The 24714-nt window shown below is 62.1% G+C and carries 23 protein-coding genes; 9 read left to right on the forward strand and 14 right to left on the reverse strand.

Annotated features, from left to right (window positions below; all coding sequences use genetic code 11):
* Positions 1-17 precede the first annotated feature (17 nt).
* Positions 18-995 (reverse strand): methylmalonyl Co-A mutase-associated GTPase MeaB, encoded by a 978-nt coding sequence (gene meaB / locus N008_RS12730; RefSeq protein WP_044016491.1) that lies wholly within the window; start codon positions 993-995, stop codon positions 18-20.
* Positions 996-1140: 145 nt separating this feature from the next.
* Here meaB and N008_RS12735 point away from each other — a divergent pair, with 145 nt between their 5' ends.
* Positions 1141-2544: a DUF5723 family protein gene (locus N008_RS12735; RefSeq protein ID WP_156109302.1), complete on the forward strand. Its 1404-nt coding sequence runs from the start codon at positions 1141-1143 to the stop codon at positions 2542-2544.
* Positions 2545-2724: 180 nt separating this feature from the next.
* On the opposite strand, the gene N008_RS12740 is transcribed toward N008_RS12735, so the two are convergent.
* The 4 genes from N008_RS12740 to N008_RS12755 all read right to left on the reverse strand — a co-directional run bounded on the left by N008_RS12740 (position 2725) and on the right by N008_RS12755 (position 6505).
* Entirely contained in the window at positions 2725-3822 is a 1098-nt protein-coding gene (locus N008_RS12740) for a TolB family protein (RefSeq protein WP_197062852.1), read from the reverse strand.
* A gap of 400 nt (positions 3823-4222) precedes the next feature.
* The gene (locus N008_RS12745; RefSeq protein WP_052381506.1) at positions 4223-4765 is read right to left on the reverse strand and encodes an NUDIX hydrolase; all 543 of its coding nucleotides are present in this window, start codon (positions 4763-4765) and stop codon (positions 4223-4225) included.
* Between the two features lie 84 nt (positions 4766-4849).
* Positions 4850-5641: a M57 family metalloprotease gene (locus tag N008_RS12750; protein WP_044016498.1), complete on the reverse strand. Its 792-nt coding sequence runs from the start codon at positions 5639-5641 to the stop codon at positions 4850-4852.
* A gap of 75 nt (positions 5642-5716) precedes the next feature.
* Positions 5717-6505: a murein L,D-transpeptidase family protein gene (locus tag N008_RS12755; RefSeq protein ID WP_071884529.1), complete on the reverse strand. Its 789-nt coding sequence runs from the start codon at positions 6503-6505 to the stop codon at positions 5717-5719.
* A gap of 339 nt (positions 6506-6844) precedes the next feature.
* Here N008_RS12755 and N008_RS12760 point away from each other — a divergent pair, with 339 nt between their 5' ends.
* The 4 genes from N008_RS12760 to N008_RS12775 all read left to right on the forward strand — a co-directional run bounded on the left by N008_RS12760 (position 6845) and on the right by N008_RS12775 (position 10541).
* Positions 6845-7822 carry an alpha/beta hydrolase gene (locus N008_RS12760; protein ID WP_044018718.1) on the forward strand — a complete coding sequence of 326 codons (978 nt, stop codon included), beginning with the start codon at positions 6845-6847 and terminating at the stop codon, positions 7820-7822.
* A gap of 221 nt (positions 7823-8043) precedes the next feature.
* Positions 8044-8490, forward strand: coding sequence for a DUF4174 domain-containing protein (locus tag N008_RS12765; RefSeq protein ID WP_081910782.1), 447 nt, complete (start codon positions 8044-8046; stop codon positions 8488-8490).
* A gap of 152 nt (positions 8491-8642) precedes the next feature.
* Complete coding sequence (locus N008_RS12770; RefSeq protein ID WP_044016500.1) at positions 8643-9302, forward strand: DUF2461 domain-containing protein; 660 nt, start codon at positions 8643-8645, stop codon at positions 9300-9302.
* A 72-nt stretch (positions 9303-9374) separates the two neighbouring features.
* Positions 9375-10541 (forward strand): NAD(P)/FAD-dependent oxidoreductase, encoded by a 1167-nt coding sequence (locus tag N008_RS12775; RefSeq protein ID WP_044016502.1) that lies wholly within the window; start codon positions 9375-9377, stop codon positions 10539-10541.
* A 122-nt stretch (positions 10542-10663) separates the two neighbouring features.
* On the opposite strand, the gene N008_RS12780 is transcribed toward N008_RS12775, so the two are convergent.
* Positions 10664-11395: a DUF2490 domain-containing protein gene (locus N008_RS12780; RefSeq protein ID WP_052381509.1), complete on the reverse strand. Its 732-nt coding sequence runs from the start codon at positions 11393-11395 to the stop codon at positions 10664-10666.
* 194 nt (positions 11396-11589) lie between these two features.
* Here N008_RS12780 and N008_RS21670 point away from each other — a divergent pair, with 194 nt between their 5' ends.
* The 3 genes from N008_RS21670 (at position 11590) to N008_RS12795 (ending at position 13951) form a co-directional block, all read left to right on the forward strand.
* On the forward strand, positions 11590-12354 hold the full coding sequence (locus N008_RS21670; protein WP_052381510.1) for a CPBP family intramembrane glutamic endopeptidase: 765 nt from the start codon (positions 11590-11592) through the stop codon (positions 12352-12354).
* A 98-nt stretch (positions 12355-12452) separates the two neighbouring features.
* Positions 12453-13193 carry a J domain-containing protein gene (locus tag N008_RS12790; RefSeq protein WP_044016504.1) on the forward strand — a complete coding sequence of 247 codons (741 nt, stop codon included), beginning with the start codon at positions 12453-12455 and terminating at the stop codon, positions 13191-13193.
* A 269-nt stretch (positions 13194-13462) separates the two neighbouring features.
* A complete protein-coding gene (locus tag N008_RS12795) occupies positions 13463-13951 on the forward strand; it encodes an ankyrin repeat domain-containing protein (RefSeq protein WP_044016506.1) in 489 nt (162 codons plus the stop codon).
* 112 nt (positions 13952-14063) lie between these two features.
* On the opposite strand, the gene N008_RS12800 is transcribed toward N008_RS12795, so the two are convergent.
* The 4 genes from N008_RS12800 to N008_RS12815 form a co-directional block, all read right to left on the reverse strand.
* Positions 14064-14792, reverse strand: coding sequence for a metal-dependent hydrolase (locus N008_RS12800; protein ID WP_044016508.1), 729 nt, complete (start codon positions 14790-14792; stop codon positions 14064-14066).
* A gap of 97 nt (positions 14793-14889) precedes the next feature.
* The gene (locus N008_RS12805) at positions 14890-15762 is read right to left on the reverse strand and encodes an outer membrane beta-barrel protein (protein ID WP_081910784.1); all 873 of its coding nucleotides are present in this window, start codon (positions 15760-15762) and stop codon (positions 14890-14892) included.
* 149 nt (positions 15763-15911) lie between these two features.
* The gene (locus N008_RS12810; RefSeq protein ID WP_044016512.1) at positions 15912-16349 is read right to left on the reverse strand and encodes a hypothetical protein; all 438 of its coding nucleotides are present in this window, start codon (positions 16347-16349) and stop codon (positions 15912-15914) included.
* A 108-nt stretch (positions 16350-16457) separates the two neighbouring features.
* Positions 16458-16796: a winged helix-turn-helix transcriptional regulator gene (locus N008_RS12815; RefSeq protein WP_044016514.1), complete on the reverse strand. Its 339-nt coding sequence runs from the start codon at positions 16794-16796 to the stop codon at positions 16458-16460.
* A gap of 146 nt (positions 16797-16942) precedes the next feature.
* Here N008_RS12815 and N008_RS12820 point away from each other — a divergent pair, with 146 nt between their 5' ends.
* Entirely contained in the window at positions 16943-17707 is a 765-nt protein-coding gene (locus N008_RS12820) for an MBL fold metallo-hydrolase (RefSeq protein WP_044016516.1), read from the forward strand.
* Between the two features lie 151 nt (positions 17708-17858).
* On the opposite strand, the gene N008_RS24065 is transcribed toward N008_RS12820, so the two are convergent.
* The 4 genes from N008_RS24065 to N008_RS21675 all read right to left on the reverse strand — a co-directional run bounded on the left by N008_RS24065 (position 17859) and on the right by N008_RS21675 (position 24572).
* Positions 17859-17984, reverse strand: coding sequence for a hypothetical protein (locus tag N008_RS24065; RefSeq protein WP_262489694.1), 126 nt, complete (start codon positions 17982-17984; stop codon positions 17859-17861).
* Between the two features lie 53 nt (positions 17985-18037).
* A complete protein-coding gene (locus N008_RS22385) occupies positions 18038-20446 on the reverse strand; it encodes an AAA family ATPase (protein WP_071884531.1) in 2409 nt (802 codons plus the stop codon).
* Positions 20447-20472: 26 nt separating this feature from the next.
* Positions 20473-22593, reverse strand: a complete 2121-nt coding sequence (gene scpA, locus N008_RS12825; protein WP_044016518.1) for a methylmalonyl-CoA mutase — start codon at positions 22591-22593, stop codon at positions 20473-20475.
* 197 nt (positions 22594-22790) lie between these two features.
* Complete coding sequence (locus N008_RS21675) at positions 22791-24572, reverse strand: methylmalonyl-CoA mutase family protein (protein WP_052381511.1); 1782 nt, start codon at positions 24570-24572, stop codon at positions 22791-22793.
* Between the last annotated feature and the right edge of the window lie 142 nt (positions 24573-24714).

The raw sequence follows: 24714 nt of genomic DNA on the forward strand, positions 1-24714 counted from the left end.
CGAAACGGATTTTCGCTTTATAGTCCCAGCAGCTCTTCCGCGGCGCCGAAGGCGGATTTTCGGCCATCCATCACCTGCTGCTGCATGTCGCCGAGGCGGCGGGCCACCTCAGGGCGCTGGTAGAAGCGGGTTTCCAGGGTTTCACGGATGGTTTCGTGCAGCCAGTGCAGGTTTTGCTCCTGGCGGCGGCGCTGGAAGTAGCCGCTTGCCTGCGTCTGCTGCACGTAGCGCTGCACCACCTCCCACACCTCCGGCACGCCCTGCCCCGTCACGGCCGAGCTTGTTGTGACGACGGGGCTCCACTGGCTGGGCGCGAGCGGGTAGAGGTGCAGCGCGTTCTGGTACTCGGCGCGGGCGCGGCGGGCGGCCAGCTCGTTGCCGCCATCGGCCTTGGTGATGGTCACGGCGTCGGCCATTTCCATGATGCCTTTTTTGATGCCTTGCAGTTCGTCGCCGGCGCCAGCCAGCATCAGCAGCAGAAAGAAGTCCACCATGCCGTGCACGGCCGTTTCGCTTTGGCCCACGCCCACAGTTTCCACGAAGATGACGTCGTGGCCGGCGGCTTCGCAGAGTACCAGCGCCTCGCGGGTGCTCTTGGTGACGCCGCCCAGGCTGCGGCCCGCCGGCGAGGGCCGGATGTAGGCCTGCGGGTGCGCGGCCAGTTCGTTCATGCGGGTTTTGTCGCCGAGGATGCTGCCGCCGCCGCGCTGGCTGCTGGGGTCCACGGCCAGCACCGCGAGCCGCTTGCCCTGCTCGCGCACCAGATGCAGCCCCAGCGCCTCGATAAACGTGCTTTTGCCCACGCCCGGCACCCCCGTAATGCCCATCCGCACCGAGCGGCCGGCGTGAGGCAGCACCACGTCCAGCACCTGCTGGGCCAGGGCCTGGTCGGTGGGCAGGGTGCTTTCCACCAGCGTGATGGCCCGACTGAGCATGACGCGGTTGCCGGAGAGGATGCCGTCGGCGTATTCGGAAACAGAGAAGCGCTTGGCCATCGGGGCAGAAACGGAGTTGGCCGCGGAAAACGGCCCACTGGTATAGTAAACTAGGCGCAAACTACCCTATAATGGTACATTTGACCAACTTTTGCCCTCCACTTGCGGCGGGTGTCAAGTGTTGGCCTTCTAAACTGCTTTGCCCGTGAACCGGAACTCTACTTCTTTCCTGACCGCGGCGCTGCTGACGCTGGCCGCCGCCGCGCCGCTGCATGCCCAGAACGAGCTCAGTAACTTCACGGCCACCGGCCGCGGCGGCGTCAGCACCACCTTCGCCACCGACTACCAGGCCATCGGCATCAATCCGGCCAACCTGGGCCGGGTGGGCGGCTCACGGGTAGCCTTCACCATCGGCGAGGCCGGGGTGGGCGTCAGCTCCCAGTCGCTCACGCGCGACCAGCTGCGCAAGTTCATTTACAACACCAACGACGAGCTGACGCCGGCCGAAAAGCGCAGCTTCGCCCAGGCCTTCACCTCCGACAACGCCGCCAACCTCAACGCCGACATTACCACCGTGGGGCTGGCCGTGCAGCTGCCCGGGCTGGGCGGCATTGCCGTGAGCCACCGCCTGCGCACCGCCGGCCACGTCGGCCTCAACCAGAACGCCGCCGAGCTGCTGTTTCTGGGCAAGGACGCGCCCATCTACGCCAACGCCAGCGCCAGCAACATTCCGCTGGTGTCGGAGGCGCTGGCGGGTACCGACATGCAGTTCGCGGCCACCAGCGAGTTCAACGTGGCCTTTGGCCAGCGCCTGATTGATCTGCCGCTTTTTCAGCTGTCGGCGGGGGCGGGCTACCGCTACATCCAGGGCATCGGGATTCTGGATGTGCGCGTGCAGCCCGGCAACCTGCAGGGCTACAGTTCGTTGTCGCCGGTGTTCGATATCGACTACGGCAATCTGACCACCAACCCCAGCTTCAACTTTATGGCCCGCACCAGCGGCCTGCAGCCGGTGGGCAAGGGCAACGGCTTCGATGTGGGCGTGGCAGCCGAAGTAGGCAAGTCGCTGCGCCTGGGTCTGGCCGTGACGGACCTGGGCAGCATGACCTGGGACGGCAACCTGCTCACGGCCAACGACCAGAAGCTCAAGCGGCTGAAATCGGCCGGCATCGGCAGCTACAACTTCATCAAGGAAGCCACCGAAATCTTCGCATCCGGCACCGATAGCCTGTTTCAGTACCAGACCGGGCTGGAGCGCAAAGCCAGCCTGCCCGCCAAGCTGCGCGCCGGGGTCGGCTTCCGCGTGAGCGAGTTCTTCGAAACCGGCCTCGACGTGACCCTGCCGCTCAACGAAGTGGCCGGCAACCTCACCTCGCCCTTCGTAGGCGTGGGCGTCGACTACAAGCCGCTGAGCTGGCTGCGCCTGAGCAGCGGCGTCACGGGCGGCGCCGGCTACGGCCTGAGCCTACCGCTGGGCTTCACCATTGCCACCTCGGTCTACGAAGCCGGCATCAGCACCCGCGACGTGGTGGGTTTGCTGGCGTCGGAAAACCCGTATATCTCCGTCGCGACGGGTTTCCTGCGGTTTAAATTCGGGAAGATTCAATAGGCTGTCATTGCGAGGACGAAGGACGAAGCAATCCTTCCTCTCGTGGCAGACACAGCCCTTACAGCAAAGCCCTCCGGCAGTAGATTACTAATCTAACGCCGGAGGGCTTGCTGCTTGGGAAGGTTTGGCTCAGGTGAGAGGAAGGATTGCTTCGTCCTTCGTCCTCGCAATGACAGAAAGCTACTTCCCGGGCTCGGTGATGAAGTTGGGCAGGCCCAGCTTGCTGCGGCGGCCGCCTAATTTCAGGCCGTCGTCCATGTATTTGGCGGCGTCGGAGTTGGGGTTCTGGATGATGCCCAGGAACTGGTTGTCTTCGCGGGCCACGTAGATGTTGCCGTCGGGGGCACGCTGCAGGGAGCCCACTTTGCGGTTCGCCGATTTGCCGATGACGGTGGCTTTGCCAGTTTTCAGGTCGAACTGGAAGATCTGGGCCTGACCGCCGCCTTCGCCGTTGCTAGAGCCGTAGAGCTTGCTGCCATCCGGCGAAAATTCCACACCGTAGGCTTCGGGGTAGGGCGCGAAGGCCTTCACGTTTTTCACCAGCCCGGTGCTGCGGTCGAAGTCGAACACTTCGTACTTGTTGGCCTCGCGCCACAAAGCCACGGCCAGCTTGCGGCCGTCGGGCGAGAACTTCAGGGCCCCAATGGCGTTGCGGCCGGGGCCGGCGTGCATGCTGCCCACGTTGCTCATGATGGGCTTGCTCTGCACGCCGTCGGCCGTTACCAGAAAGCTCACGAAGGCGCTGGAGTTCCAGCGGTGCGCCACAATCCAGACGTCGCGGCCGTTGGCGTGGCGCACGGCGGCCAGCTTCTCGGCCACCGGCGTGATGAGCAGGGCGTTGGAGCGGGGCACGTCGCCGAGGCCGTTGTCGCGGGTCATGTCGACGATGGAGTAGCGCAGGCCGTTGGGGCCGCCCTGGGCGCCCACCGTAAACACGTAGAACACGTTGCCGGAGCCGGGGTCGGGCACGATGAGGGCGCTCTGGGTGCTGGAATTGGAGCCCATCAGCTTGCGGCCGTTGGGCATCACCTGGTGCTGGCGGTTGAACACAAACTCGCCGTTGGTGTAGAACAGCAGCTGGCCCTGGGCATTGGTGGCCACCGCCGAGCCTTCGTAGGTGGTCATTTTGCTGGTGAGCAGCGGGGTAGGAGCGCCGCCATCGGCCGGGAACGTGAGGCCGGCCTGCTGGCCAAACAGCCAGATGGACTGTTCGCGCTGGGCCTGCGCCGTGCCTGAGCACAGCAGCGCCAGTAGCGGGAGAAGCAGAAGACGTTTCATGAAAGTGGGAGTCATATGATGCTGCAAACGCAATTTCGTGCCAGAATGAGGTGGGGGTGATGAGGTGATGGAGTGATGAGGGGAGAAGGTGAAAAAGAAGAACGTCATTCCGAGCGGAGCGAGGAATCTCGCGTGCTGACGTGCGCCTCACCTTCCCGGCTCATGCGCTGGGCGCGGTCTGCGCCGACGAAGTCGGCAGGACCGCTGCCCACCAAACTGGGCCGGTCTCCTGACCGGCGTGAGCCGACGTCGGCACGTAAGGTTCGTTGGCGCGGAGCAGCATGGCCGCTTCGCGGCCGCCGGTCGGGAGACCGGCCCGGTTTGGTGGGCAACGGTCTTGCCGACTTCGTCGGCACAGACCGCGCCCAGCACTGTCACCTCATCACCCCAAACCCAAAAATCAAATATCCCATTCGCCGGCGAGCAGGCGGGGGAGCAGGGGCTGCAGGATGCGGTAGCTGGCGCCCCAGAGCGGCACGGCGCTATCCACGCGGTAGAACGGGACGCGGCGCGGGCCGGGCCAGCCGGCCAGCTGCCACGTTTCCTCGGCGTGGTTGGCGGTATCGGCCAGGTGCAGCAGCGGAATTTCCAGCACCTCCTCTACCTCGCGGGGCTGCCACTGCCAGGTTTCGGGCCGCCTGATGCCTCCCAGAAATGGCGTGATGCGGAAGCCGGTAGGCACCGCAATCGGCGGCAGCTCGGCCAGGATTTCAATGTCGGCGGCCTGCAGGCCCACTTCTTCCTCGGCCTCACGCAGGGCCGTATTCAGCAGCGACCCATCGGTGGGCTCGGGCTTGCCGCCCGGGAAGGCCAGCTGCCCGCCATGCACGCCGAAGCTGCTGCGGCGCACCATCACGAGCTGCAACTGGCCGGCGGCGTCGCGGAACACGGGCACCAGCACGGCGGAATCACGCAGGGTTTTCGGAATCGGGAAATCAGGCATAACGCAACAGCGCCGACGCGGGTAAGTCCGCGTCGGCGCTGGCAAGATACGGCCCCCGCCGGGATGGCGAGGGAACGGCGGGGCTTAGTAAATGTAGTTGAGGGCCGTGCGGTCGTTGGCGTTGAACGGGCGGTCCTGGCCGCTGCCGATGCAGGCCAGCATCCACGAGTTGGGGTCAGCCGCGGCGGGCGTGCCGGGAATCAGCACCGCGCCTACGGTGCTGGCGCCTTCGTTGGAAACGGCACCGCCGCAGCTGTAGCTCCGGTCCATGTAGTCGGTGTGGCGGAAGCCGATGCAGTGGCCGATTTCGTGAGCCAGGATGGTGGCGATGTAGGTAGTGGGGTTGGCCGTGCCAATGGCCCGCGAATTAACCTTCACCTGGTTGAATGGCTCGCCGGCGCTGGTGGGGAAGCCCGCCGACGCCAGGTAGCTGCCGCTGGCCCGCACGATGCTGATGTTGCCGCCGGAGCTCACCCGCGCAAAAGTGATGCGCAGGTTTTCGGCGTTGAAGCGGCGCACCACCTCGTCGATGGCCGTGATGTAGGCGCTGGGCAGCTGGTTGGACACGCTGATGGTGATGGTGCGGGTGCCGCTCACGGTGTTGGTGGTGCGGTACTGCTCTTCCTGGCCCACGCGCAGCAGCTGCACGTTTGCCTGGTTGCTCAGGTCGGCCGCCGACAGCAGGATGTCACCTTCTACGATATAGTTGCCGGCTTCATCGCGCTGCACATTTTCAGCACTAAAACCGAGCTGGCGGATTTGCGTCAGCGCATCAGCGCTGATGTCTTGCACCGGGTTTACGGCGGCCTCTTTGTCGGCGCAGCCGCTCAGCAGCATGGCCGTGGCCAGCGTGGTCAGAAATAGGGGTGCCTTCATACAGTTGAGTTGGGTTGGTTGTGGAACAATGGGAGTAATTTAAACAATTACTCGATATAGCAGAACACCAGAGCATTAAAGTGGGGTAAGCAGGCTTTCGAATGGGTTACCGTGCTGGTGCACCGCGTAGGTGCCCTGCGCGTCTACGCCCACTTGGGGCAGCTGGTGCGTGTCCTCGAACTGCTGGTAGCCGGCGGCCAGGCTTTGCCAGAAGGCCAGGTGCGGGCTGCTCACGCGGCGCGCCAGGTTTTCGGCGGTCATGTCAAACGGGAAGATGTGCACGGCAATAGCCGGCTGGCCGGCGGCGCGAGCCTCCACCGCCAGCACGTATAGCTCCCGGATGCAGGCATCGGTGATGGGCAGGCAGCCGATGGTGACGTCGGAGCCGTGCAGGAAAATGTCGCCGCCGGGGTCGGGTCCGGCGTGGCGGCGGTCGGCGGCGTTGGGGTAGTCGAGGCCCAGCGAGAGGTGGTACTCGCTGTCGGGGTTGAACCGGTCGATGTGGTAGAAGCCTTCCGGAATCTGCCGGTCGCCGGCGCGGCGCTTGGGGCCCAGCGTGCCCGAGGTGCCGGCCAGCCGGTAGGTGCGCAGCAGCACAAACTGGCCGGCGTCCTGCTCGCGGCCCCACACTTCCACCCGGCGCCCCATCTTGAAGGCCCGCACAAACAGCTCCAGCCGCTCGGGCCGGATGCCGTTGCGGCGCAGCAGCTGGTGCAGGCTGGTCTGGTGGAGCACATAGGCGGCCCGCACCCGCTCGAAGTGGAGCTGGCGCTGGCGGAAGGCAGGATTGGGCATAAGGCCCGTGGAAGCCGGCGCACAAAGCGTCAGCAGCAAAGCCGCAGCCAGCAGGATAAGTAAGCGCATAGAGTAGCGAAGGATAGGAGGGGGAGAGCCTGCCGGGCAGGGTTGGCGTTGGAACGCCGGGTAGGCCGGCGGTAGTATCGGGAGTAGGATATATAGAGGTAGGTTGCGGATTATGCGGGGAGGATGTAGGCTCCGGTCCGGCGGCTTTTTAGCCGTCGGGCCGGTCGCCGCCAGCGGGCGTTGCCGGCCGTGACCATGCTACCGGTGGCCGGGCATACGACGACCGGCCCGACGGCTAAAAAGCCGCCGGACCGGCGCCTGTTCCGCAATCCGGATTGCAAAGCGCCCGAGAACCGCCGCGCTGTTGGCCGGCCGGGCCGGGAGTTACGTACTGTCGGCATGGCTTCTACTCCTGCTTCCGGCTCTTACACTCCCGACCCGCTGGGCCCCGATTTCGAGCAGCGCCGCCTGCCGCAGCCGCCCGACTACGAAGGGCCGGTGCAGGCCGTGCTGGTGCGCGCCACCGCCGCGCCCGCCACGGGCCGGGCGGTGCTCTACGTGCACGGCTTCAACGACTACTTCTTCCAGACCGAAATGGCCGCGCAGTATACCGCGCACGGCTACCGGTTCTACGCCCTCGATTTGCGCAAGTACGGCCGCGCCATCCTGCCGCATCAGCACCCCAACAACGTGCGCAGCCTAACCGAATACTTCGCCGACCTCGACACCGCGCTGGCCGTAGTACGCGCCGAAGGCGGTCAGCAGGTGGTGCTCAGTGGCCACTCTACGGGCGGGCTGATTGTGGCGCTCTACGCCGCCGCCCGTCCGGCCGCCGCAGTGGCGCTGGTGCTGAACAGCCCGTTTCTGGAGCTGCACCAAGCCCGTATCAAGCGGCTGGGCGTGCCGCTGCTGGCGGCGCTGGGGCGCCTGTGGCCCAATCTGCGGGTGCCGGCCGGCCTTTCCGACTCCTACGGCCAAAGTCTGCACCGCGCCTACCGCGGCCACTGGGACTACAACCTGGCCTGGAAGCCCAACCACGTATTTGGGGTGAATGCGGGCTGGCTGCGCGCCATCCGGCAGGGGCACGCGCAGGTACGGGCCGGGCTGGGCATCGCGGCGCCCGTGCTGGTGCTGCACGCCAGCCGCACCGCCGTCGGCCGGCAGTGGTCCGACGACTTCCAGCGCGCCGACATCGTGCTCAACGTAGCCCATATCCGCCACCTAGCGCCCCGGCTGGGCCCCAACGTCACGGTGCAGGAAATCCCCGACGGCATCCACGACCTGTTCTTGTCGGGCCCGGCGGCGCGGGCGCGGGCCTACCAAACCGTGTTTTCGTGGCTGGCGCAGGTGCTGCCGGCGCTGGCTGTGCGGCAGTAAAGTGTGTATAAGGTTCCCAACGGAACATTATGCTGAGCGAAGCCGAAGCATCTCCGCCTCTGGCTAAACCCAGTCATCTGGCTCCCCCTCCCCCCCTGGAGAGGGGGCCGGGGGTGAGGCGCCCACCAGCACGATGCGCCAAAGCTGTTTCGGCAAGTTCCGCAGCAAACCTTACTTCCGCGTCGCCAAAACATGCACTACGTCCCGCCACTTCTAATATCATGCGTTCTGCTTTTGCCTATATCGGCCTGCTGGCTGCTTTCCTGATGAATCCAGTACCTACTCCGGCCCAGACGGCTCCGAAACCAACATCCGTGGCGGCGCTGCTGAAAGCCAGCCGCTGGCAGCAGCGCGTACTGCTGCTTTACGCGCCCACCGCCACCGACCCCGCGTTGCTGCGGCAGCAGGAGCTGCTGCGCGCCGCAGGGCCCGAGCTGGAAGCCCGCCAGCTGCTGGTGCGGGAGCTGGTGGGCAGCATGCTGTCGGCTGCCGATGCGCGCTACCTTGCGCAGCAGCTGGGCGTAGCGCCGGGCGGCTTTGCCGTGGTGCTGATTGGCAAGGATGGCGGAGTGAAGAAGCGCGCCACGCAGCCCCTGCCACCTGCCAGCCTGTTTGCCACCATCGACGCCATGCCCATGCGCCGGCAGGAAATGCGCCAGCAGCCGTAGCTTCGACGCCTGAATCCTTGGGCCTTTACTACGATGTAGAGACGCATAATTGCGTCTCGTCGTTGAACAACAGCCCGTCTTGTGGCGCTGCCGATGAGACGCAACCAGGCGTCTGAACACCAGGCCCACGGCCTCTCAACCCTTCCGAAAGAATGAACACCACGAAGCTGTTTGCCTTCCTCACGGAGCTGGCTCGCCACAACGAGCGGGACTGGTTTCAAACCCACAAACCCACCTACGAGCAGCTGCGGCGCGAATTTGAAGCGGCCGTGACCGGCTGGCTGCGCGAGCTGACGGTTTCCGACCCGCGCTTGGCCGGCCTGGAGCCCAAGAAGACCCTGTTCCGCATCTACCGCGACGTGCGCTTCTCCAAAAACAAAGACCCGTTTAAAACCCACTTCAGCGCCTATTTCTCGGAGGGTGGTAAGGCCGGCACCGGGCCGGGCTATTACGTGCAGCTGGGGCCCCAGGGCCAGACGCTGCTGGCGGGCGGCATCTACGTGCCCGAAAAAGACCAGCTCACCCGCATCCGGCAGGAAATCGACTACAACGGGTCGGCGCTGCACCAGCTGCTGGAGGCGCCGGAGTTTCGGCGCTACTTCCCCGGCCTGGGCGGCGAGAAGCTGAAAAAGGCCCCGGCCGGCTACCCCGCCGACCACCCCGACCTGGAGCTGCTCAAGCACAAAAGCTTCGTCGTGACCCACCACATTCCCGCTGCCACCGTGCATCAGCTCGACCTGGATACCTACGTGCCCGCCGTTTTCCGGGCCCTGCAGCCGTTCTGCGAGTTTCTGCGCGAAGCCGTGGAGTAGCGCCAAGCCACCGGAGGACGCGAAATGCGGCCCCGGCAGCGCGGCGCGAGCAACTGGCGCTTACCTTCGCGTGTGCTCAGCTCGTTTACGCATGATGTGGTGATTGTGGGCGCCGGTCCGGCCGGGGCGGCGTGCGCGCTGGCGCTGCGCCACAGCGGCCTGCGCGTGGCCCTGCTCGACAAGGCCCATTTCCCGCGCGACAAAGTCTGCGGCGACGCCATTCCGGGCCCCACGCTGCGCCACCTCAGCCGCCTCGATGTCGCCTACGGCCCCGAGCTGCACGCCCTGCTGGCCCCGCACCGCACCGATGCCCGCTACAGCCGCCTGCTGGCGCCCGGCGGCCGCAGCCTGCGTATCCGCTGGCACAACCCCGCCTTCAACTGCGCCCGCCTGCCTTTTGATGATGCCCTGCTGACCTTGGTGCGCCGCCACACCGCCACTGAAATCCTGGAAAACTGCGCCATTCGGCGTGTTGTGCCCGATGAAACTGGCGTAACGATTCAACTAGCCGAGGCCGGCCGGGAGCCGCTGCGGGCGGCGCTGGTTATCGGCTGCGACGGGGCCAACTCCGTGGTGGCCCGCCAGGTGGGGGCCGCCGCGCAGCTCGACCGCGCCCACCACTGCGCTGCCGTGCGCGCCTACTACCAGGGCGTGGCCGACGCGCCCGCCGATACGTCGGATTTCTACTTCCTGCGCGAGTTTGGGGCAGGCTACTGCTGGGTGTTTCCGGTGGGCGGCGGGCGCTACAACGTGGGCCTGGGCGTGCTGTCGGAGGAAGTGGCGGCGCGCCGGCTTGATCTAAAGGCCGAGCTGCGGCAGCTGCTGGCCACCCATCCGCACCTGGCCCCGCGCTTTGCCGGCGCCGAGCTGCTGACGCCCATCACCGGCTTCGGGCTGCCGCTGGGCGGCTCCGGGCGGCCCGTGCACGGCTCCCGCTGGCTGCTCTGCGGCGACGCGGCCGCCCTCATCGACCCGCTGCAGGGCCACGGCATCGACAAGGCCGTGCACAGCGGCATCCTGGCCGCCGGGCAGGTGCTGCGCAGCTTCCAAACCGGCCGCTTCGACCAACAGTTTCTGAGCGAGTACGCCCGGCAGGTGGAGCAGCACATCGGGCGGGAGCTGACGCGCCGCTACCGTCTCATGCAGCTGCTGGCCGGCAAGGCCTGGCTGGTAGACCTAGCGGTGCGCGCCGCCGCCTGGCCCTGGCTGCAGCGCCGCCTCGTGCGGCTGGTAGGCTAGGAGCCTTTTTATCGCGCTTATCAGAACGCGACGCCGGGTAGGGTTTTTTGTGCGTGTGCCGCCGGGAGCAGTAGCGCGAACTTTGTAGTTCGCGCTACTGCTCGCTGGCTACTGCTCGCTGCTTACTCGTCTTTCTGCTTTCGGAAATCGGGGTTGAAGTTGACACTGAGCTGCAGGGCGCGGTTGTGCTCGAACACCACGCCGTCGTCGTGCTGCACAATCTGGTTGAGGTAGCTGGCTTCCACACTCAGCGCCTCCGTGAGCTGGTAGCCCAGGCCCGCGTAGAGGCGGTTCTGGTTGAACACCTGCGCCACGCCGGGCCCATAGGCCAGAAACACCTCGTCGGAGGCTAGGGCGTAGAGCGTCTGGGGCTCGATGGTGGGGCGGGTGAGCGGAAACTGCAGCTGCAGGCGGTAGCGCGAGCGGTAGTTGCGCGGGGCGTACGCGGATTCGCCGGGGTTGCGCAGCCAGCGCACATCCTGAATGTAGCGGTGCGTGAGCTGCAGCCGCCCGATTTCGTCCTGCAAATCGGCGCGCAGGTAGAAGCGCCGCTCGTGGGTGCGGCCAGTATCGGGGAAGTCACCGTAGGGCAGCGAGAGCAGGTACACGTAGCCGGGCGTGAGCGTAAGGCGCTTGGTGGCGTGGTAGTTCAGGCCCAGCCGGTAGAAATACTGCTGCGGGTCGCGCAGGCCGTGAGTGCGGCGCAGCTGAAACTCGGTGTGCAAGCCCCAGCGCTTGGTCAGGCGCGCATCACTGAACCAAGCCAGCCAGGCGTTGTGGTTACGGTCCTGGATGGTGCCGGTAGGGGCCGGCTGCACCTGAGCGGCAACGGGTAGCAGGCTGCTGGCCAGCAAGGCCGCCGCAGAAAGAAAAAAACACGCATGCTTAGCCTAACGCAATTCCGGCCGTCCGGATGCCGCGAGGTTGTTCAATCCCTGTTTCACGCATTTCAACTGAAAGAGTCCCGGCTTCATCAGATTGGGGTTCTGAACGAGGCGGTCTGCGGGCACCTTTGGGCTATCCATTCGCCCTTTACTGACTGTAGCTCATGAAAAAGCTTGTCGTAGCCATCGTCACGCTGCTTACGTTCCTGGTCGCCGTGTATGCGCCTCGTTTTGTCAATCCGTGGCTGGGGCTGGTGCCCGGCCAGCTGGCGCCCGGTCTGTACGTGCTGTACATGGCGTTGTGGTGGCTGGGGCTGCCACTGCTGGCGCTCAGCGGCCTGTATGGCTGGCGCCGAGCCGTGCCCGAGCTGGGCTGGCAGGCTTCAATGGGGGAGGGTCTGGCTATGGGCCTGGGCTGCACGCTGCCAATGCTGCTGGGCTATCTGGCCGTTTTTCAGCTCACCAGCATCACCGGGCCGGTGCTGGCCGGCAGCCTGCTGCGGGGCGCCGTTTGGGCCGGACTGGGCGAGGAAACGCTGTTCCGGGGCTTTCTGTTCGGGCAGCTGACGCGGCGCGTTCGGTTTCCGTGGCTGCTAACCATCCTCATCGAGTCGGGCATCTTCGCCACGGGCCACCTCTACCAAAGCCACGACCTAGCTTCGGCGGTAGGCGTGCTGGCCGTCACGTTTGGGGGCGGCGTGTGGTTTGGCTGGCTCTACAAAAGCTGGAACAATCTGTGGGTGCCCATCTGCCTGCACATCTTTATGAATGCCTGGTGGATGCTGTTCGACGTCTCGGACTCAGCGGTAGGCAACCTGTGGGCGAACGTATTTCGGGTGCTGACCATTGCCCTGTCGGTGGCGGCTACACTCTGGTACCGGCGGCGGCCCCAGCAGCCCGCGCCGGCCGCCGCGCTGGTGGCGGCCTAGCACTAAAGCGGAGGTAGAGCAGGCAGCCGGAGCTTCCATTTTCAGCTGGAAAACACGTACTTCGGCAGGTTGGCCGTTACGCTATTCTACCGCTGTTTATGCAGAATTACTATCGAATCCTGGGCGTGTCCTCGACGGCACCGGCGGCCGAGCTGGAGCGTGCCTACCGCGCCCTGCACGCCCGCCTGAGCAAGCGCGCTGCCCGCGACCCGGCCCTCAATGAACGGCTCACCGAAGCCTACGGTGGCCTGCAGATTCTGCTGGATCCGCGCCGCCGCTGGGCCTACGACCAACTGCTGGCCCAGCAGCCCGCGCCGCCGCTATCCGGCTCCCGCGCCCTGATGCACCGTTACGCCCCGGTGGCCCGCTGGCTGAACCTGGCGCTGCTGGCGTTCTGCGCCCTGCTGGCTCTGGATGTGGCGCTGCCCCTGCGCGAGCTGCCCGGCGAGCTGGTGCTGCGCCGCAAGCTGGTATCGGTGAGTGTATCAGCCGCCAATCCGCAGGTAGCCTACGATATCCGCACGCCGCTCACCAAATTCCGGCTGTCCAGCAGCATTGCGCCCCGCGCCCGCGAAGGCCAGTTCCTGACCGTGTGGCGCACGCCGCTGCTGGGCGTAGTGCGGCGCGTCAGCTCGCCGTCGTCGGCCGAGGGGGGGGCGCCGTTTGAGCCATATGGCACCGGCGTGTACGGCGGGGCGCTGGCGGCGCTGCCGGTGGCGCTGCTGCTTACGGCGGCGCTGGGCGCCTGGCCGGGTCGTACGGCCGAAGTGCGTGTAAATACGGCCGTGGTCGGCAGCCTGCTCTGGCTGCTCACGGTGGTGGTGATGTGGCTGTTCTGAGCCTTAACAGGCCACGCAGGTGCCATCATCAGGAAAATCAGCACCGATAAGCCGGTTGCCGCGAAAACACGAAACAACCACAGGCGTACTGTGCTTTCACCACTACGCTTGGGGATGCCCACGCGCGCCCACCACCTGCTTTCTTCACCCGTTACGGTTCCTCTGCTCCCTTAAACGGCTTGCTTGTTACGGTCTACCCACTCGTCAAGCAGCCTCTACCAGTCACCTGTCACGGTTCACCTCATCACTTCATTACCTCATCACCCCTCATGTCCGATTTCACTTCATCCAGCTCTGACACCCTGTTTTTTGACGCCGCCCGCCGCGGCGACGTAGCCACCCTGCAAAGCCTGCTGGCTCAGGGAATGGACGTAAACGCCCGCGACGGCCGGGGCTTCACGGCCCTGATTCTGGCTGCCTACGATGACCACGCCGACGCCACCCGCCTGCTGCTGCAGGCCGGCGCCAACCCCAGCCTGCCCGATGCCAGCGGCAACACCGCCCTGATGGGCGTGGCCTTCAAAGGCTACCCCGAAATTGCCCGCCTGCTGCTGCAGCACGGCGCCGACCTCAACGCCCGCAACGGCAATGATGGCACGGCTCTGATGTTTGCCACCATGTTCGGCCGCAACGACATGGTGACCATGCTGCTGGAAGCCGGCGCCGACGCCACCCTGCGCGACGTGCGCGGCCTTTCCGCCCGCGACCTGGCCTTGCAGCAGGGCAACCACCAGGCCCTGGAGCTGCTGCCCGAGTAAGGCGAATGCGTCAGTAGCCCGTCATGCAGCGCGGAGTAAAGCCTTTGGCTGGTGTAGTAGAATAGTTTACTGCACTGGCAAGAGGCTGCACTCCGCGCTGCATGACGGGCTTTTAGTTGCCTAATGTTAAGGATTCGCCAGCCTGCAGGGCGTGTACCGTTACGCCATCGGCCGGCGTGAGGTGGGCGCGGAGCTGGGCGGGCGTGCCGGTGAGGCTGGGGTAGGTGCCGTAGTGAAACGGCACCACGTGCGGCACACGCAGCAGCCGGGCGGCGTGGGCGGCTTCCAGCGGCCCCATGGTGTAGCGGCCCCCAATGGGCAGCAGCGCCACTGTTGGCTGATAGAGGTCGGCCAGCAGGCGCATGTCGCCGAAGAGGCCGGTGTCGCCGGCGGCGTAGAGCACGGTGCCGTCGGAGAGGGCCAGCACGTAGCCCACGCTTTCGTGGGGGGCGGTGGTAGTGCCGTCGGGCAGGTCGATGTGGGCAGTGTGCTGGGCGCGGGTCATGGTGAGCTGCAGGCCGGCCACGGCTATGCTGCCGCCCACGTTCATGGGCTCGGCCTGTTCGCGCGGCAGCCCTTGCTGGTGCAGATAGAAGCGCACCGGGGCCGGAGCCACCAGCACGGCCCCGGTGCGGGCCAGCAGCGCCAGTAGCTGCGAGTCCATGTGGTCGTCGTGGCCGTGGGTGATGAGCACCAGGTCGGCGCGCTCGGGGTGGCGCAGGGCTTCCGGCACAAAGGGGTTGTCGCTCAGCCATGGGTCGATGAGCACTACTAGCCCCTCGGGCGTGGTGAGGCGGAAGCTGGCGTGGCCGAGAAACTGGAGCTGCGTGGTAGTGGGCATGGAGCAATGCAGGAGGAGGCAAGCGAAAGTAGCGCGCCGCCTCGTCTTTCGCCAACGATACCCTGTGGATGCTTATTTAGTGAGGCTGATTGGCTTGCTACAAGTGCGGAAACGAATGCCCATCAAATAGGCGCCAGCTTACGGCCACGTAGCGGGTGCGCGGAGTGGCGTAGTAGCCATCGGCAGTGCCAAAGCCCATCAACTGACCAGTCAGGCGGCTTTCCTGGCGATGGGCGGCGGAGCTTACGTCATTGAGGGAGTGGCTGTGGTTGCGGCGGTAGCCCACGGCCAGCGTCCAGCGGCGGTAGTGGGCCCCGGCTTCGGCATATACGCCGCCCGCCCGGCTGCGGTAAGAGCTGGACGCCTGCCGCGACACGGCCGCCGGGTTGAGGCCCTGCATGAAACTGCCGCTGACGGGCAGCGCAATGCCGTCCAGCTCCCGGCTTGCCACGCCGTCGTAGCGCGCTTCCGACTGCACATTGGCCCACTTCGTGACGCTCCAGCCCGCGCCGGCAAACAGGCGCCATTGCTGGCCCACGGGCAGTTGGTAGCGCACGCCCAGCGTGGCCGTCAGGGCGGTGGCTTGCATGCTGTAGGTTTTGGTAGGAAAATCGGGGTGGCCGGTGTTGAACTGCTGGCGGTAGCCGCCAAACCGCCGCGCCGTGCCCTCGGCGTGCAGCGCCCAGCGCCGCCCCGGCGACTCCAGCCCCAGCTGCAGCCCGCCCATCGGCCGCAACTTCGCGTCCATGTCTTCGCCCAGCAGATACAGCGGCTCCGCTACCTGGCCGGTTTCGTAGTAGCCGGCGTACGGAAAGTTGTTCTCCCACTGCATAGTTGGCTTAGCCAAACCCACCGTGGGGCCGGCATACCAGGTCCAACGGCGCGGTGCAGGCTGGGCCAGCGAATCGCGAGAGGCGGCAATCGGGGCCGGCGCCGACAGCGCCGCCAAAAGCGTAAAAACGGGTAGCATACAACAAGCAGAATAGGAGGTGAATAATACTTCCTGCCCCACGTCGAAAAACCGCGCCAGTTTCCGGCTCTAGCTAACTGAACTTCCCGCAATGGCGCGGCCCCGACCCGGAAATGAAACCGGCCCGCTGGTGGGCGGGCCGGAGTGACTTACTGGATGCTGGAAACGTCGAAGGTGGTTTGCTGGGCCACGAAGCCCGATAGCTGCGTGCGGCGCAGCAGCGCGGCCAGCGGTGGCGGCAGCTCAGCCACAGTGAGCGGCTGCAGCGGCCGGGCCACGAGGTAGTAGCGCGGGTCGTGGTGGTCGTGGAGGTTGGTTTTGACGAACGAGAACAGGCCGCGGCGGGCGTAGCGGGCGGCGCCAGGGTAGCCGCCATCGGCCGCGTCGGTGGTGGCCTGTGCCCCGCCGGCCGCCGGCTCCGGCAGCGTCAGGAAATACTGGTGCAGCTCCAGCAACGCCGCCTCATCTGCCGCCACCGATTCGGGCAGGACGCCGCCGCCGGAAGCTACGTGCAGAATGTGGCCGGCCTCGTCGGTGGCAAACCAGTCGATATCGGCGTCTTCTTGCTCTGTTTGGTTGATGCGCATGAGAATCTGAGTTGATGAGTAGGCTTGCTGGGTGGCCGGCGCGCTACGGGTGTTGTTTTCGGTCTGTGCCGGCCGGCTGCCCGGTTGCTGCTGCCGCCGGCGGCGCCGTCAGGAAATCTGCACTACGCCTTCGATGTGGGTGAGGGCCCATTGCTCCAGCTGCTGCAGAATGGGGGCCAGCTGCTGGCCTTTGCCGGAAAGATGGTAGGTGACTTCGGGCGGAAAGCCGTTGTGCACGGTGCGCTCAACCAGCGTGGCCGCTTCCAGCTGGCGCAGCTGCTCCAGCATCACCTTCTTCGATACGCGCGGAATCTCGCGCCACAGCTCGCTGAACCGCCGCGGCCCCGCCGACAGATGGAAGATGATAATCGGCTTCCATTTGCCCGAAATCTGGTCGAGGGCCACTTTGGCGGCGCAGCATTCGATGTCGTGGTAGGTGTGGCGCATGGCAGCGAAACGAAAAGGTAAACAGGTAACCAGCCGGTAACCTTCTTGAGCCCGCGGCAGGGCGGGGGTACCTTTGGCTTGGAGGAGGCTGGCGGTCAGCAACGGCGGCGGCGTCCGGTCAAGGTAGTGCTTAACCCCCTTTTTCGATGCAAGTTCAACTAATTCGTCATGCCACGCTGCTGCTGAAAGTGGCCGGCAAAACCATCCTGGTAGACCCCATGCTGGCGCCCCGCTTCCAGTACGACCCCGTGGCCATGTCTGCCGGCACCAACCAGCGCATTCCGCTCGTCGACCTGCCCTTCGCCTCCACCGAGCTGCCGCAGCTGCTGGCCTCGCTCGATGCCGTGCTGCTCACCCACACGCACCGCGACCATTGGGACACCACCACCCAGGAGCTGCTCGACAAACACCTGCCCATCCTGGTGCAGCCCGCCGACACGGAAACCCTGCGCGCCCAGGGCTTCACGAACGTGCTGCCGGTGGAAAACCAGCTCGACTGGGAAGGCATCCGGCTGTACCGCACCGGCGGCCAGCATGGCACCGGCGAAATCGGGCAGAAGATGGGCACCGTTTCGGGTTTTGTGGTGGAAGCCGACCAGGTGCGCCTCTACATTGCCGGCGACACCATCTGGTGCCCGGAGGTAAGCTCCGCCCTCGACCAGTACCAGCCCACGGCCATCGTGCTGAATGCCGGGGCGGCCCAGTTCCAGGTCGGGGACCCTATCACCATGACGGCCGCTGAAGTAGTGCAGGTGGCCCATTACGCGCCGCAAGCCACGGTGCACGCCGTGCACACCGAAACCGTCAACCACTGCACCGAAGACCGGGCCACTACCCGGGCGCAAATAGCGCAACACGACCTCACCGCCCGGGTACACGTGCCGGCTGACGGCGAATGGCTAACGCTGTAGAAGCACAAGTAGCACCTGCCCCCATGGCAAGAGGCCGCTGCACCAAACGCCCCACCATAAAAGCAAAACGGCCCGTCACTGACGGGCCGTTTTGCTTTCAGGTGGTACCAGCGGCACACAGATACTTCCGCTTCATTTCAGCAGCGCCGCCTCATTCGCCGCCCCCAACCACGTAGCTACCGACGCTACCGGAAGCTACGTGCAGGGTGTGAACGGCGTCGTCGGTGGTGAAGTAGTCAATGTCTAAGGTTTCCTGTTCGGTGGGGTAGATGTGCATGGGGGAGGGATATTACAATCAGTATCTAGTTGCTTACGTGAATAATTATTGATTCAATCAGTTTTATATTGCCAAATGGTTTTTGATAAAATCTGTAAAGATTCATCAAAAACGAAGGGGGAATATTGAATTATTGAATTGTTTTTATTTTTCTGACCACTAAGACTGTTATTTATCATCATGGACATCTTTTTCGTATGTCTAAATCTTTCAATATCTGTTTTGTAGATCGTTTCCGCTATGTCTTTGTTATCTCCTAATAATTTACTTAAGTTTTTGATAGATTGATCTTTGACATTGTCAGAAGCAGATGTTATTATTTCTGCAATTTTTTCATCTTCAAGGTTAGGGAATAATTTTTTAATATGTTTATTATTTATGAAATAACCTTCAATGTCATTATATTTGGTTATAAATGCATGTGTTTTAGTTAACTTATTAATAGATATTTGTCTGTTCAAAAATTCTTGTCTTTTGGTTAGCTCACCATCTTGGTCTTGATGGATTATTATGCATTCAATGTTAGGTAATTTCTCTATAGATTTTGCCATGCCAATTGCTAGCTGATAATTAGCTTTGCCATTGTAGCTTTGTAGACTAGTTTCCTCTAGTTTAAAGCCTGATGCTTTTAGTATATGATTTATGGCTGGCTCTTTATCAGTTGCAGCTTTTTCATCTTCTGTTAAAACTATGCATTTTATTTTAGTGTTAAACTTATCATTTATTTCTATAATGTCTTTTTCATATTCTTTTATTTTCTGTGCTCCTTCTAGCTCATCTTTTAACGTAGTTGCTTCATCAAAGAAATCACTGCTAAATTGCTTCTTGAATCCGCCAGATGAATCTAAAGGCATGTCTTTTACTGTAGAATGGTTTTTATGTATTTGTTCTACATTGAATACTTTTATATTTGTGTTTTTAATATATCCATTTGCTATATGATATTGTAATCTTCTTATTAAATATTCGCTATGCGTTTCGACTATGAATTGTGTGTTGAATTTAGTGCATGCATCAATTATTACGTCAGCTAAAAGTGCCTGCCATTTTGGGTGTAAATGAGCTTCAGGTTCTTCTATTAGAATGATATGAGGTTTATATGATTCCTCATAAAAATCATCATATCTATTTTTGGCGGCTTCTAATGCAATTTTAGATAATAATATTATCAATTGGGAAGTTCCGAAACCCAAATCTGCTAAAACTTTAGTGTTAGATGTGTTATAAGGTGGAATCTTGCTTTTTTCAATAAGCGAGAGAGTATATACATTGAATTCAGGGAAACTTTTTATTTGAATAGACTCAAAATCATCTATTTTAAATTTCTGAATCCAGTTGTCAATAAATGCCTTTTCATTAGAATGTTCGTCAAAATTAATATATTCATCAAGCTCGCTTATAGTATCATTTAGAACGCTTCCTTCCATGAAGTGTAATCTTTCGATATTGTTTCGTATCAAAGGAAGGTAGCTGAAACTTTCGTCAAATTTGAGTTCTAATTCCTTGAATCCATTCTTAATTAAATGTTGCAATATAAGTCTTAGTTTTCTGTGAATTATATTTCTATCAGAGTATGTCCCATTTGCTTCATTTATTTCTGAGAAAAACATTATATAATCCAGTAGTGTAATTTCATTGTCCTTTGGTCCTCCGCCATACCAATTTTCAATATCACCACCTGTTATGTTGTAATTTTCTTTAATAGATTGGTTGCCTAGTAATGTTCTGTACTCTGATAAAGCAATGCTTATTTCCTCTAGTTCAGCGCTAGAAAAAGATTTGATGCTAATAATATCTAATTTCAATAGTGCTAATTGATTGCTTTCTGTTATTAAAGATTCTTCTAAATTATTGACTGTGTCATATGGAATATAGCTTTGCTTCGTTGAGAATAGACTTTCTAGAACCGCTTTTCTAGAATCTATTTCTTGATTAATAATTGAGCTGTAATCTTCTATTTCTGAATTAAGTAAATTTCTATTTACTTGAAGGGTAAATATGTTTTGAATAGATTCTTCGTAAGTGCTACTTGTGTCATAAATGGATCTGTCTAAACTTGCTTCTAGTAAATACGTGTTATTAGACTTGTTTAATATTTTAATTTCTTTGCATGATGCCGTGTATGATTTATTTTTATGCGTGCCTGTGTATTTAAGAAATATTGAATAATGTGTCTTGCCAAAAAATATAAATGGTAATTCAATTTCAATATACTTTTTGTCTGATAATATGTTTATGACATTTTCAAAATATGCCAAATAATGGTCATGGCCTCTGAAATTCAATTCTTGAATGAGAGGGTCATTATTGAAGCTATCTTTAACTAATAAAAGCAGTTTCGATAAAGAGCTTTTTCCAGAGTTGTTATTGCCAGTTATGATATTTACTGGGGCCAGTTCAAGATATGTATGGTCCTTGAAAGTCCTAAAATTTGATGTTCCAATGAGGTTAATGTGGCCCATAGTTTAAAAGTATTCTGCTTGTCGATTTATTCCCCCAGCTTCTCCAGAATCTCCTGCGCCGCTATGGCAATGACGGTGCCGGGGCCGTAGACGCCAGCCACGCCGGCGTTGTAGAGGAAGTCGTAGTCCTGGGCCGGGATGACGCCGCCGGCAATGACGAGGATATCGTCGCGGCCAAGCTGCTTGAGGTCGTGGAGCAGCTGCGGAATCAGGGTTTTGTGGCCGGCGGCGAGGCTGCTCACGCCCACCACGTGCACGTCATTTTCGGCCGCCTGGCGCGCTACCTCGTCGGGAGTCTGGAACAGGGGGGCAATGTCCACGTCGAAGCCCACGTCGGCGAAGGACGTGGCAATGATTTTGGCGCCCCGGTCGTGGCCGTCCTGGCCCATTTTGGCCACCATCATGCGGGGGCGGCGGCCTTCCTTCACGGCAAAGGCATCGGCGGCGGCGCGGGCCTTGGCAAACTCCTCGTCATAGTCCATCTCGGACGAATACACGCCCGAAATGGCGCGAATGGTGGCCTGGTGGCGGCCGTACACGTTCTCCAAAGCATCGGAAATCTCGCCCAGCGTGGCGCGGTGGCGGGCGGCCACTACAGCCAGGGCCAGCAGGTTGTCGGCGCCGGAGCGGGCGGCTTCCGTGAGGGCCTCCAGGGCGGCCTGCACGGCGGCCTGGTCACGGGTGGCGCGGATGGTTTTCAGGCGCGCAATCTGCGACTCGCGCACGGCGTCGTTGTCGATGTCGAGCACGTCGAGCTGCTGCTCCTCGCTGGGGCGGTACTTGTTCACGCCCACAATGATTTCCTTGCCCGAGTCGATGCGGGCCTGCTTGCGGGCCGCGGCTTCCTCGATGCGCATCTTGGGCAGGCCGGTTTCAATGGCCTTGGCCATGCCGCCCAGCTCTTCCACTTCCTGCATCAGCGCCCAGGCCTTGTTGGCCAACTCGTGAGTCAGGGTTTCCACGTAGTAGGAGCCGCCCCAGGGGTCTACCACGCGGGTGATGTCGGTTTCGTGCTGCAGGTAGAGCTGGGTGTTGCGGGCAATGCGGGCCGAGAAGTCGGTGGGCAGGGCAATGGCCTCGTCGAGGGCGTTGGTGTGCAGGCTCTGGGTGCCGCCCAGGGCCGCGGCCAGGGCTTCCACGGCGGTGCGGGCCACGTTGTTGAACGGGTCCTGCTCGGTAAGCGAGTAGCCCGAAGTCTGGCAGTGCGTGCGCAGCGCCAGGCTCTTAGGGTTTTGAGGCTCGAACTGCTTCAGCAGCTTGGCCCACAGCATGCGGCCGGCGCGCAGCTTGGCAATTTCCATGAAGTGGTTCATGCCAATGGCCCAGAAGAAGCTCAGGCGGGGCGCAAACTGGTCGATGGTCATGCCCGCGGCCAGGCCGGCGCGCACGTACTCCAGGCCGTCGGCCAGGGTGTAGGCCAGCTCGATGTCGGCGGTGGCGCCGGCTTCCTGCATGTGGTAGCCCGAGATGCTGATGCTGTTGAACTTGGGCATATGCCGCGCCGTGTAGGCGAAGATGTCGGCAATGATGCGCATACTCGGCAGGGGCGGGTAGATGTAGGTGTTGCGCACCATGAATTCCTTCAGAATGTCGTTCTGAATGGTGCCCGCCAGCTTCTCCGGCCCCACGCCCTGCTCCTCAGCCGCCACAATGTAGAAGGCCAGCACCGGCAGCACCGCCCCGTTCATGGTCATGCTCACCGACATCTGGTCCAGCGGAATCTGGTCGAACAGAATCTTCATGTCCTCCACCGAGTCGATGGCCACGCCGGCCTTGCCCACGTCGCCCACCACCCGCGGGTGGTCGGAGTCGTAGCCGCGGTGCGTAGCCAGGTCGAAGGCCACGCTCAACCCCTTCTGGCCGCCGGCCAGGTTGCGGCGGTAGAAGGCGTTGCTTTCCTCGGCCGTGCTGAAGCCCGCGTACTGCCGAATGGTCCAGGGATTCTGGACGTACATGCTGGCGTAGGGCCCGCGCAGAAACGGCGCCTGCCCCGCCCCGAAGCCGAGGTGGTCGAGGTGCTGCACGTCGTGGGCGGAGTAGTGGCTTTGGAGCTGGATGCCCTCGGGCGTCACGGTGGCCGCCTCAGCCGCCGGAGTAGCCGGCAGCGGCGCGTCGTTGTAGGCTATCTGGGAGAAGTCGGGTTTCATGTTTTTGGGGTGATGAGGAATGGATAGGGGCTAGCTCTAGTCGCCTCACCCCCTAGCCCCCTCTCCGAAAAGGAGAGGGGGGACTAAACACTAGATGTTGTTACTTATTTTGAATAGTATAGAATTGATTTCTAGAGCTAATTCCCCCTCTCCTTTTCGGAGAGGGGGCTAGGGGGTGAGGCGACTAGAGCTAGTCACTATTTCTTCCCCTGCAGCCGCGCCAGCACGTCTTCGGTGCTGTAGCCCTGCACGGTAAACTCCTGGAAGCCGAACACGCGGACGGCTTCCTGCAGGTTGGCCAGGTCGGCCGTGAGCAGGGCTGGTGGCACGAAGGGCACGTCGTTGGGCACGTTGTAGATGTAGCGTGAGAGGCGTCCGAACTGCTCGGGCGTGGCGTACATCAGTGTGGCTTCTTCGGCCGAGGAAAACAGCACCGACAGCGTGCCCGCCGGGTGCGCCTCCCACAGCTCAGGCCGCTCGGAGGCCGGCAGCAGCCGCAGAAACGACTCCACAATCAGCTGGTTGGTGTGGGCACCTAGCAGCACCACGGCCGCGCGCTTCTTCTTTTTCTCGCGCCGCTCGAAGTGTAGACTGGTGGCCAGCCGCAGCACCTCCGACGGATACGTAGCCCGCGTGGAGTCGAACTCCGGGCTACGCAGCAGCTTCTTGGGGTTGAAGCTGAATTTCTCTTTGGGGTTCTGAAACCGGTTGGTACCCACCACCACCTGCTCGCCGTTGGCGATGCGCCGGAACTGAGCCTGCGCGGCTTGGTGCAGCTCCTGCATGGCCAAGCCAATGGCCGCCGGCAGGCCACCTTCAGCCTGCAGCCGCTGAAACAGGGCCCAAGCCTCGCGGGCCAGCGTGTCGGTGAGGGTCTCGAGGTAGTAGGAGCCGGCGGCGGGGTCGGCTACGGCGCCCAGGCCGGCTTCTTCGCGCAGCAGCACCGAGAGGTTGCGCGCCAGTCGGTCCGAAAACTCGTTCGGGGCCTGGTAGAGCGCATCGAACGGGCGCACGCTGAGCACATCGGCCCCGCCCAGCACGGCGCTCATGGCCTCGGTGGTTACGCGCAGCAGGTTGGTGTGGGCGTCGAGCGTGGTTTGGCTCCAAGAAGCGGTTTCGGCCAGGATGGGCACCTGCGCCGCTTCGGGCGGCAGGCCGTAGGCGTGGCAGAGCGTGGCCCACACTTGGCGCAGCGCCCGCAGCTTGGCCAGCTCGAAAAAGTAGTTGGGGCTGGTGGCCGTGTGCACCCGCAGCGCCGCCGCCACGTCGGCCACGCTCAGCGTGTGGTCGGGCAACTCGCTGAGGTAGGCCGCCGCTGCCGCCAGCGCAAAGGCTATCTGCTGCGACGCCGTGGCACCGCGGTTGCCATAGTAGGCCACGTCCAGCGTCAGGGCCCGGAAGTCGGGCATGCCTTTGGTGAGGTGTAGCACCTCGCGCAGCTCCCGCAGCTGGCCTGGCAGGTCGGGCAGGTGGTTGGCAATGGGGTCGAACTGCAGGAAGCCGCGCAGCAGGGGCGTACCGGTTTCCAGCAGCTGCCGCACCAGCGCGGCGGGGCTGGCCGTAAGCGAGTAACCTATATAGGTGTCGGCGAGGGGCAACTGCTCGTGCAGAAACTCCACATCGAAAGCCGCGGCATCGGCCAGCACGAAGTGGGCGCCCTCGGCCCCGCGCGCCAGTCCTTCGGCTGCCCGCCGGATGGCGGCGTGGCCGTTGTCGAGGGCCGGCACGGAGTAGGCGGGCACGTTGCGCCAGCGGTTGCCAACTGTAGAGCGCAGCTGCGGGGCGGGCTGCTCGGGCAGGGCATCCAGGGCTTCACGGTGGTAGAAGGGCTCCAGCGTAAAGCCGTCGGGGGTGAGCCAGCGCAGGGCGGCCGGGTCGGCGCCCTTCAGGTCCCGCTCGATGCGGGCCTGCCAGGCGGCTGTCGTGACAGGTTCAAACTCCGAAAAGGTAACGGGCGCGAAATGCGGCGTATCGGACATAGCCAAAGGCACAGAGAAAGTGGGATGGGAACAGGCGGGTTAAAGATACCGCATCAAGCCGGAAAGGCCGGGAAATAATGCGGGCCGGGGCGGCGCCCGACGGGCCGGCACCATCTTGGCTGACACCGGCCGAATAGTCGGG

It is taken from the genome of Hymenobacter sp. APR13, assembly GCF_000737515.1.
Taxonomy (GTDB): Bacteria; Bacteroidota; Bacteroidia; order Cytophagales; family Hymenobacteraceae; genus Hymenobacter.

Coding starts and splice junctions, on each gene's coding strand:
- N008_RS12740 (WP_197062852.1), bottom strand. CDS start 3,822: ATGAAACGTCTTCTGCTTCTCCCGCTACTGGCGCTGCTGTGCTCAGGC.
- N008_RS12810 (WP_044016512.1), bottom strand. CDS start 16,349: ATGCGCATCAACCAAACAGAGCAAGAAGACGCCGATATCGACTGGTTT.
- N008_RS12815 (WP_044016514.1), bottom strand. CDS start 16,796: ATGCGCCACACCTACCACGACATCGAATGCTGCGCCGCCAAAGTGGCC.
- N008_RS21675 (WP_052381511.1), bottom strand. CDS start 24,572: ATGTCCGATACGCCGCATTTCGCGCCCGTTACCTTTTCGGAGTTTGAA.
- scpA (WP_044016518.1), bottom strand. CDS start 22,593: ATGAAACCCGACTTCTCCCAGATAGCCTACAACGACGCGCCGCTGCCG.
- N008_RS12760 (WP_044018718.1), top strand. CDS start 6,845: ATGGCTTCTACTCCTGCTTCCGGCTCTTACACTCCCGACCCGCTGGGC.
- N008_RS24065 (WP_262489694.1), bottom strand. CDS start 17,984: ATGCACATCTACCCCACCGAACAGGAAACCTTAGACATTGACTACTTC.
- N008_RS12820 (WP_044016516.1), top strand. CDS start 16,943: ATGCAAGTTCAACTAATTCGTCATGCCACGCTGCTGCTGAAAGTGGCC.
- N008_RS12790 (WP_044016504.1), top strand. CDS start 12,453: ATGCAGAATTACTATCGAATCCTGGGCGTGTCCTCGACGGCACCGGCG.
- N008_RS12745 (WP_052381506.1), bottom strand. CDS start 4,765: ATGCCTGATTTCCCGATTCCGAAAACCCTGCGTGATTCCGCCGTGCTG.
- N008_RS21670 (WP_052381510.1), top strand. CDS start 11,590: ATGAAAAAGCTTGTCGTAGCCATCGTCACGCTGCTTACGTTCCTGGTC.
- N008_RS12770 (WP_044016500.1), top strand. CDS start 8,643: ATGAACACCACGAAGCTGTTTGCCTTCCTCACGGAGCTGGCTCGCCAC.
- N008_RS12755 (WP_071884529.1), bottom strand. CDS start 6,505: ATGCGCTTACTTATCCTGCTGGCTGCGGCTTTGCTGCTGACGCTTTGT.
- N008_RS22385 (WP_071884531.1), bottom strand. CDS start 20,446: ATGGGCCACATTAACCTCATTGGAACATCAAATTTTAGGACTTTCAAG.
- N008_RS12805 (WP_081910784.1), bottom strand. CDS start 15,762: ATGCTACCCGTTTTTACGCTTTTGGCGGCGCTGTCGGCGCCGGCCCCG.
- N008_RS12750 (WP_044016498.1), bottom strand. CDS start 5,641: ATGAAGGCACCCCTATTTCTGACCACGCTGGCCACGGCCATGCTGCTG.
- meaB (WP_044016491.1), bottom strand. CDS start 995: ATGGCCAAGCGCTTCTCTGTTTCCGAATACGCCGACGGCATCCTCTCC.
- N008_RS12765 (WP_081910782.1), top strand. CDS start 8,044: ATGCGTTCTGCTTTTGCCTATATCGGCCTGCTGGCTGCTTTCCTGATG.
- N008_RS12800 (WP_044016508.1), bottom strand. CDS start 14,792: ATGCCCACTACCACGCAGCTCCAGTTTCTCGGCCACGCCAGCTTCCGC.
- N008_RS12795 (WP_044016506.1), top strand. CDS start 13,463: ATGTCCGATTTCACTTCATCCAGCTCTGACACCCTGTTTTTTGACGCC.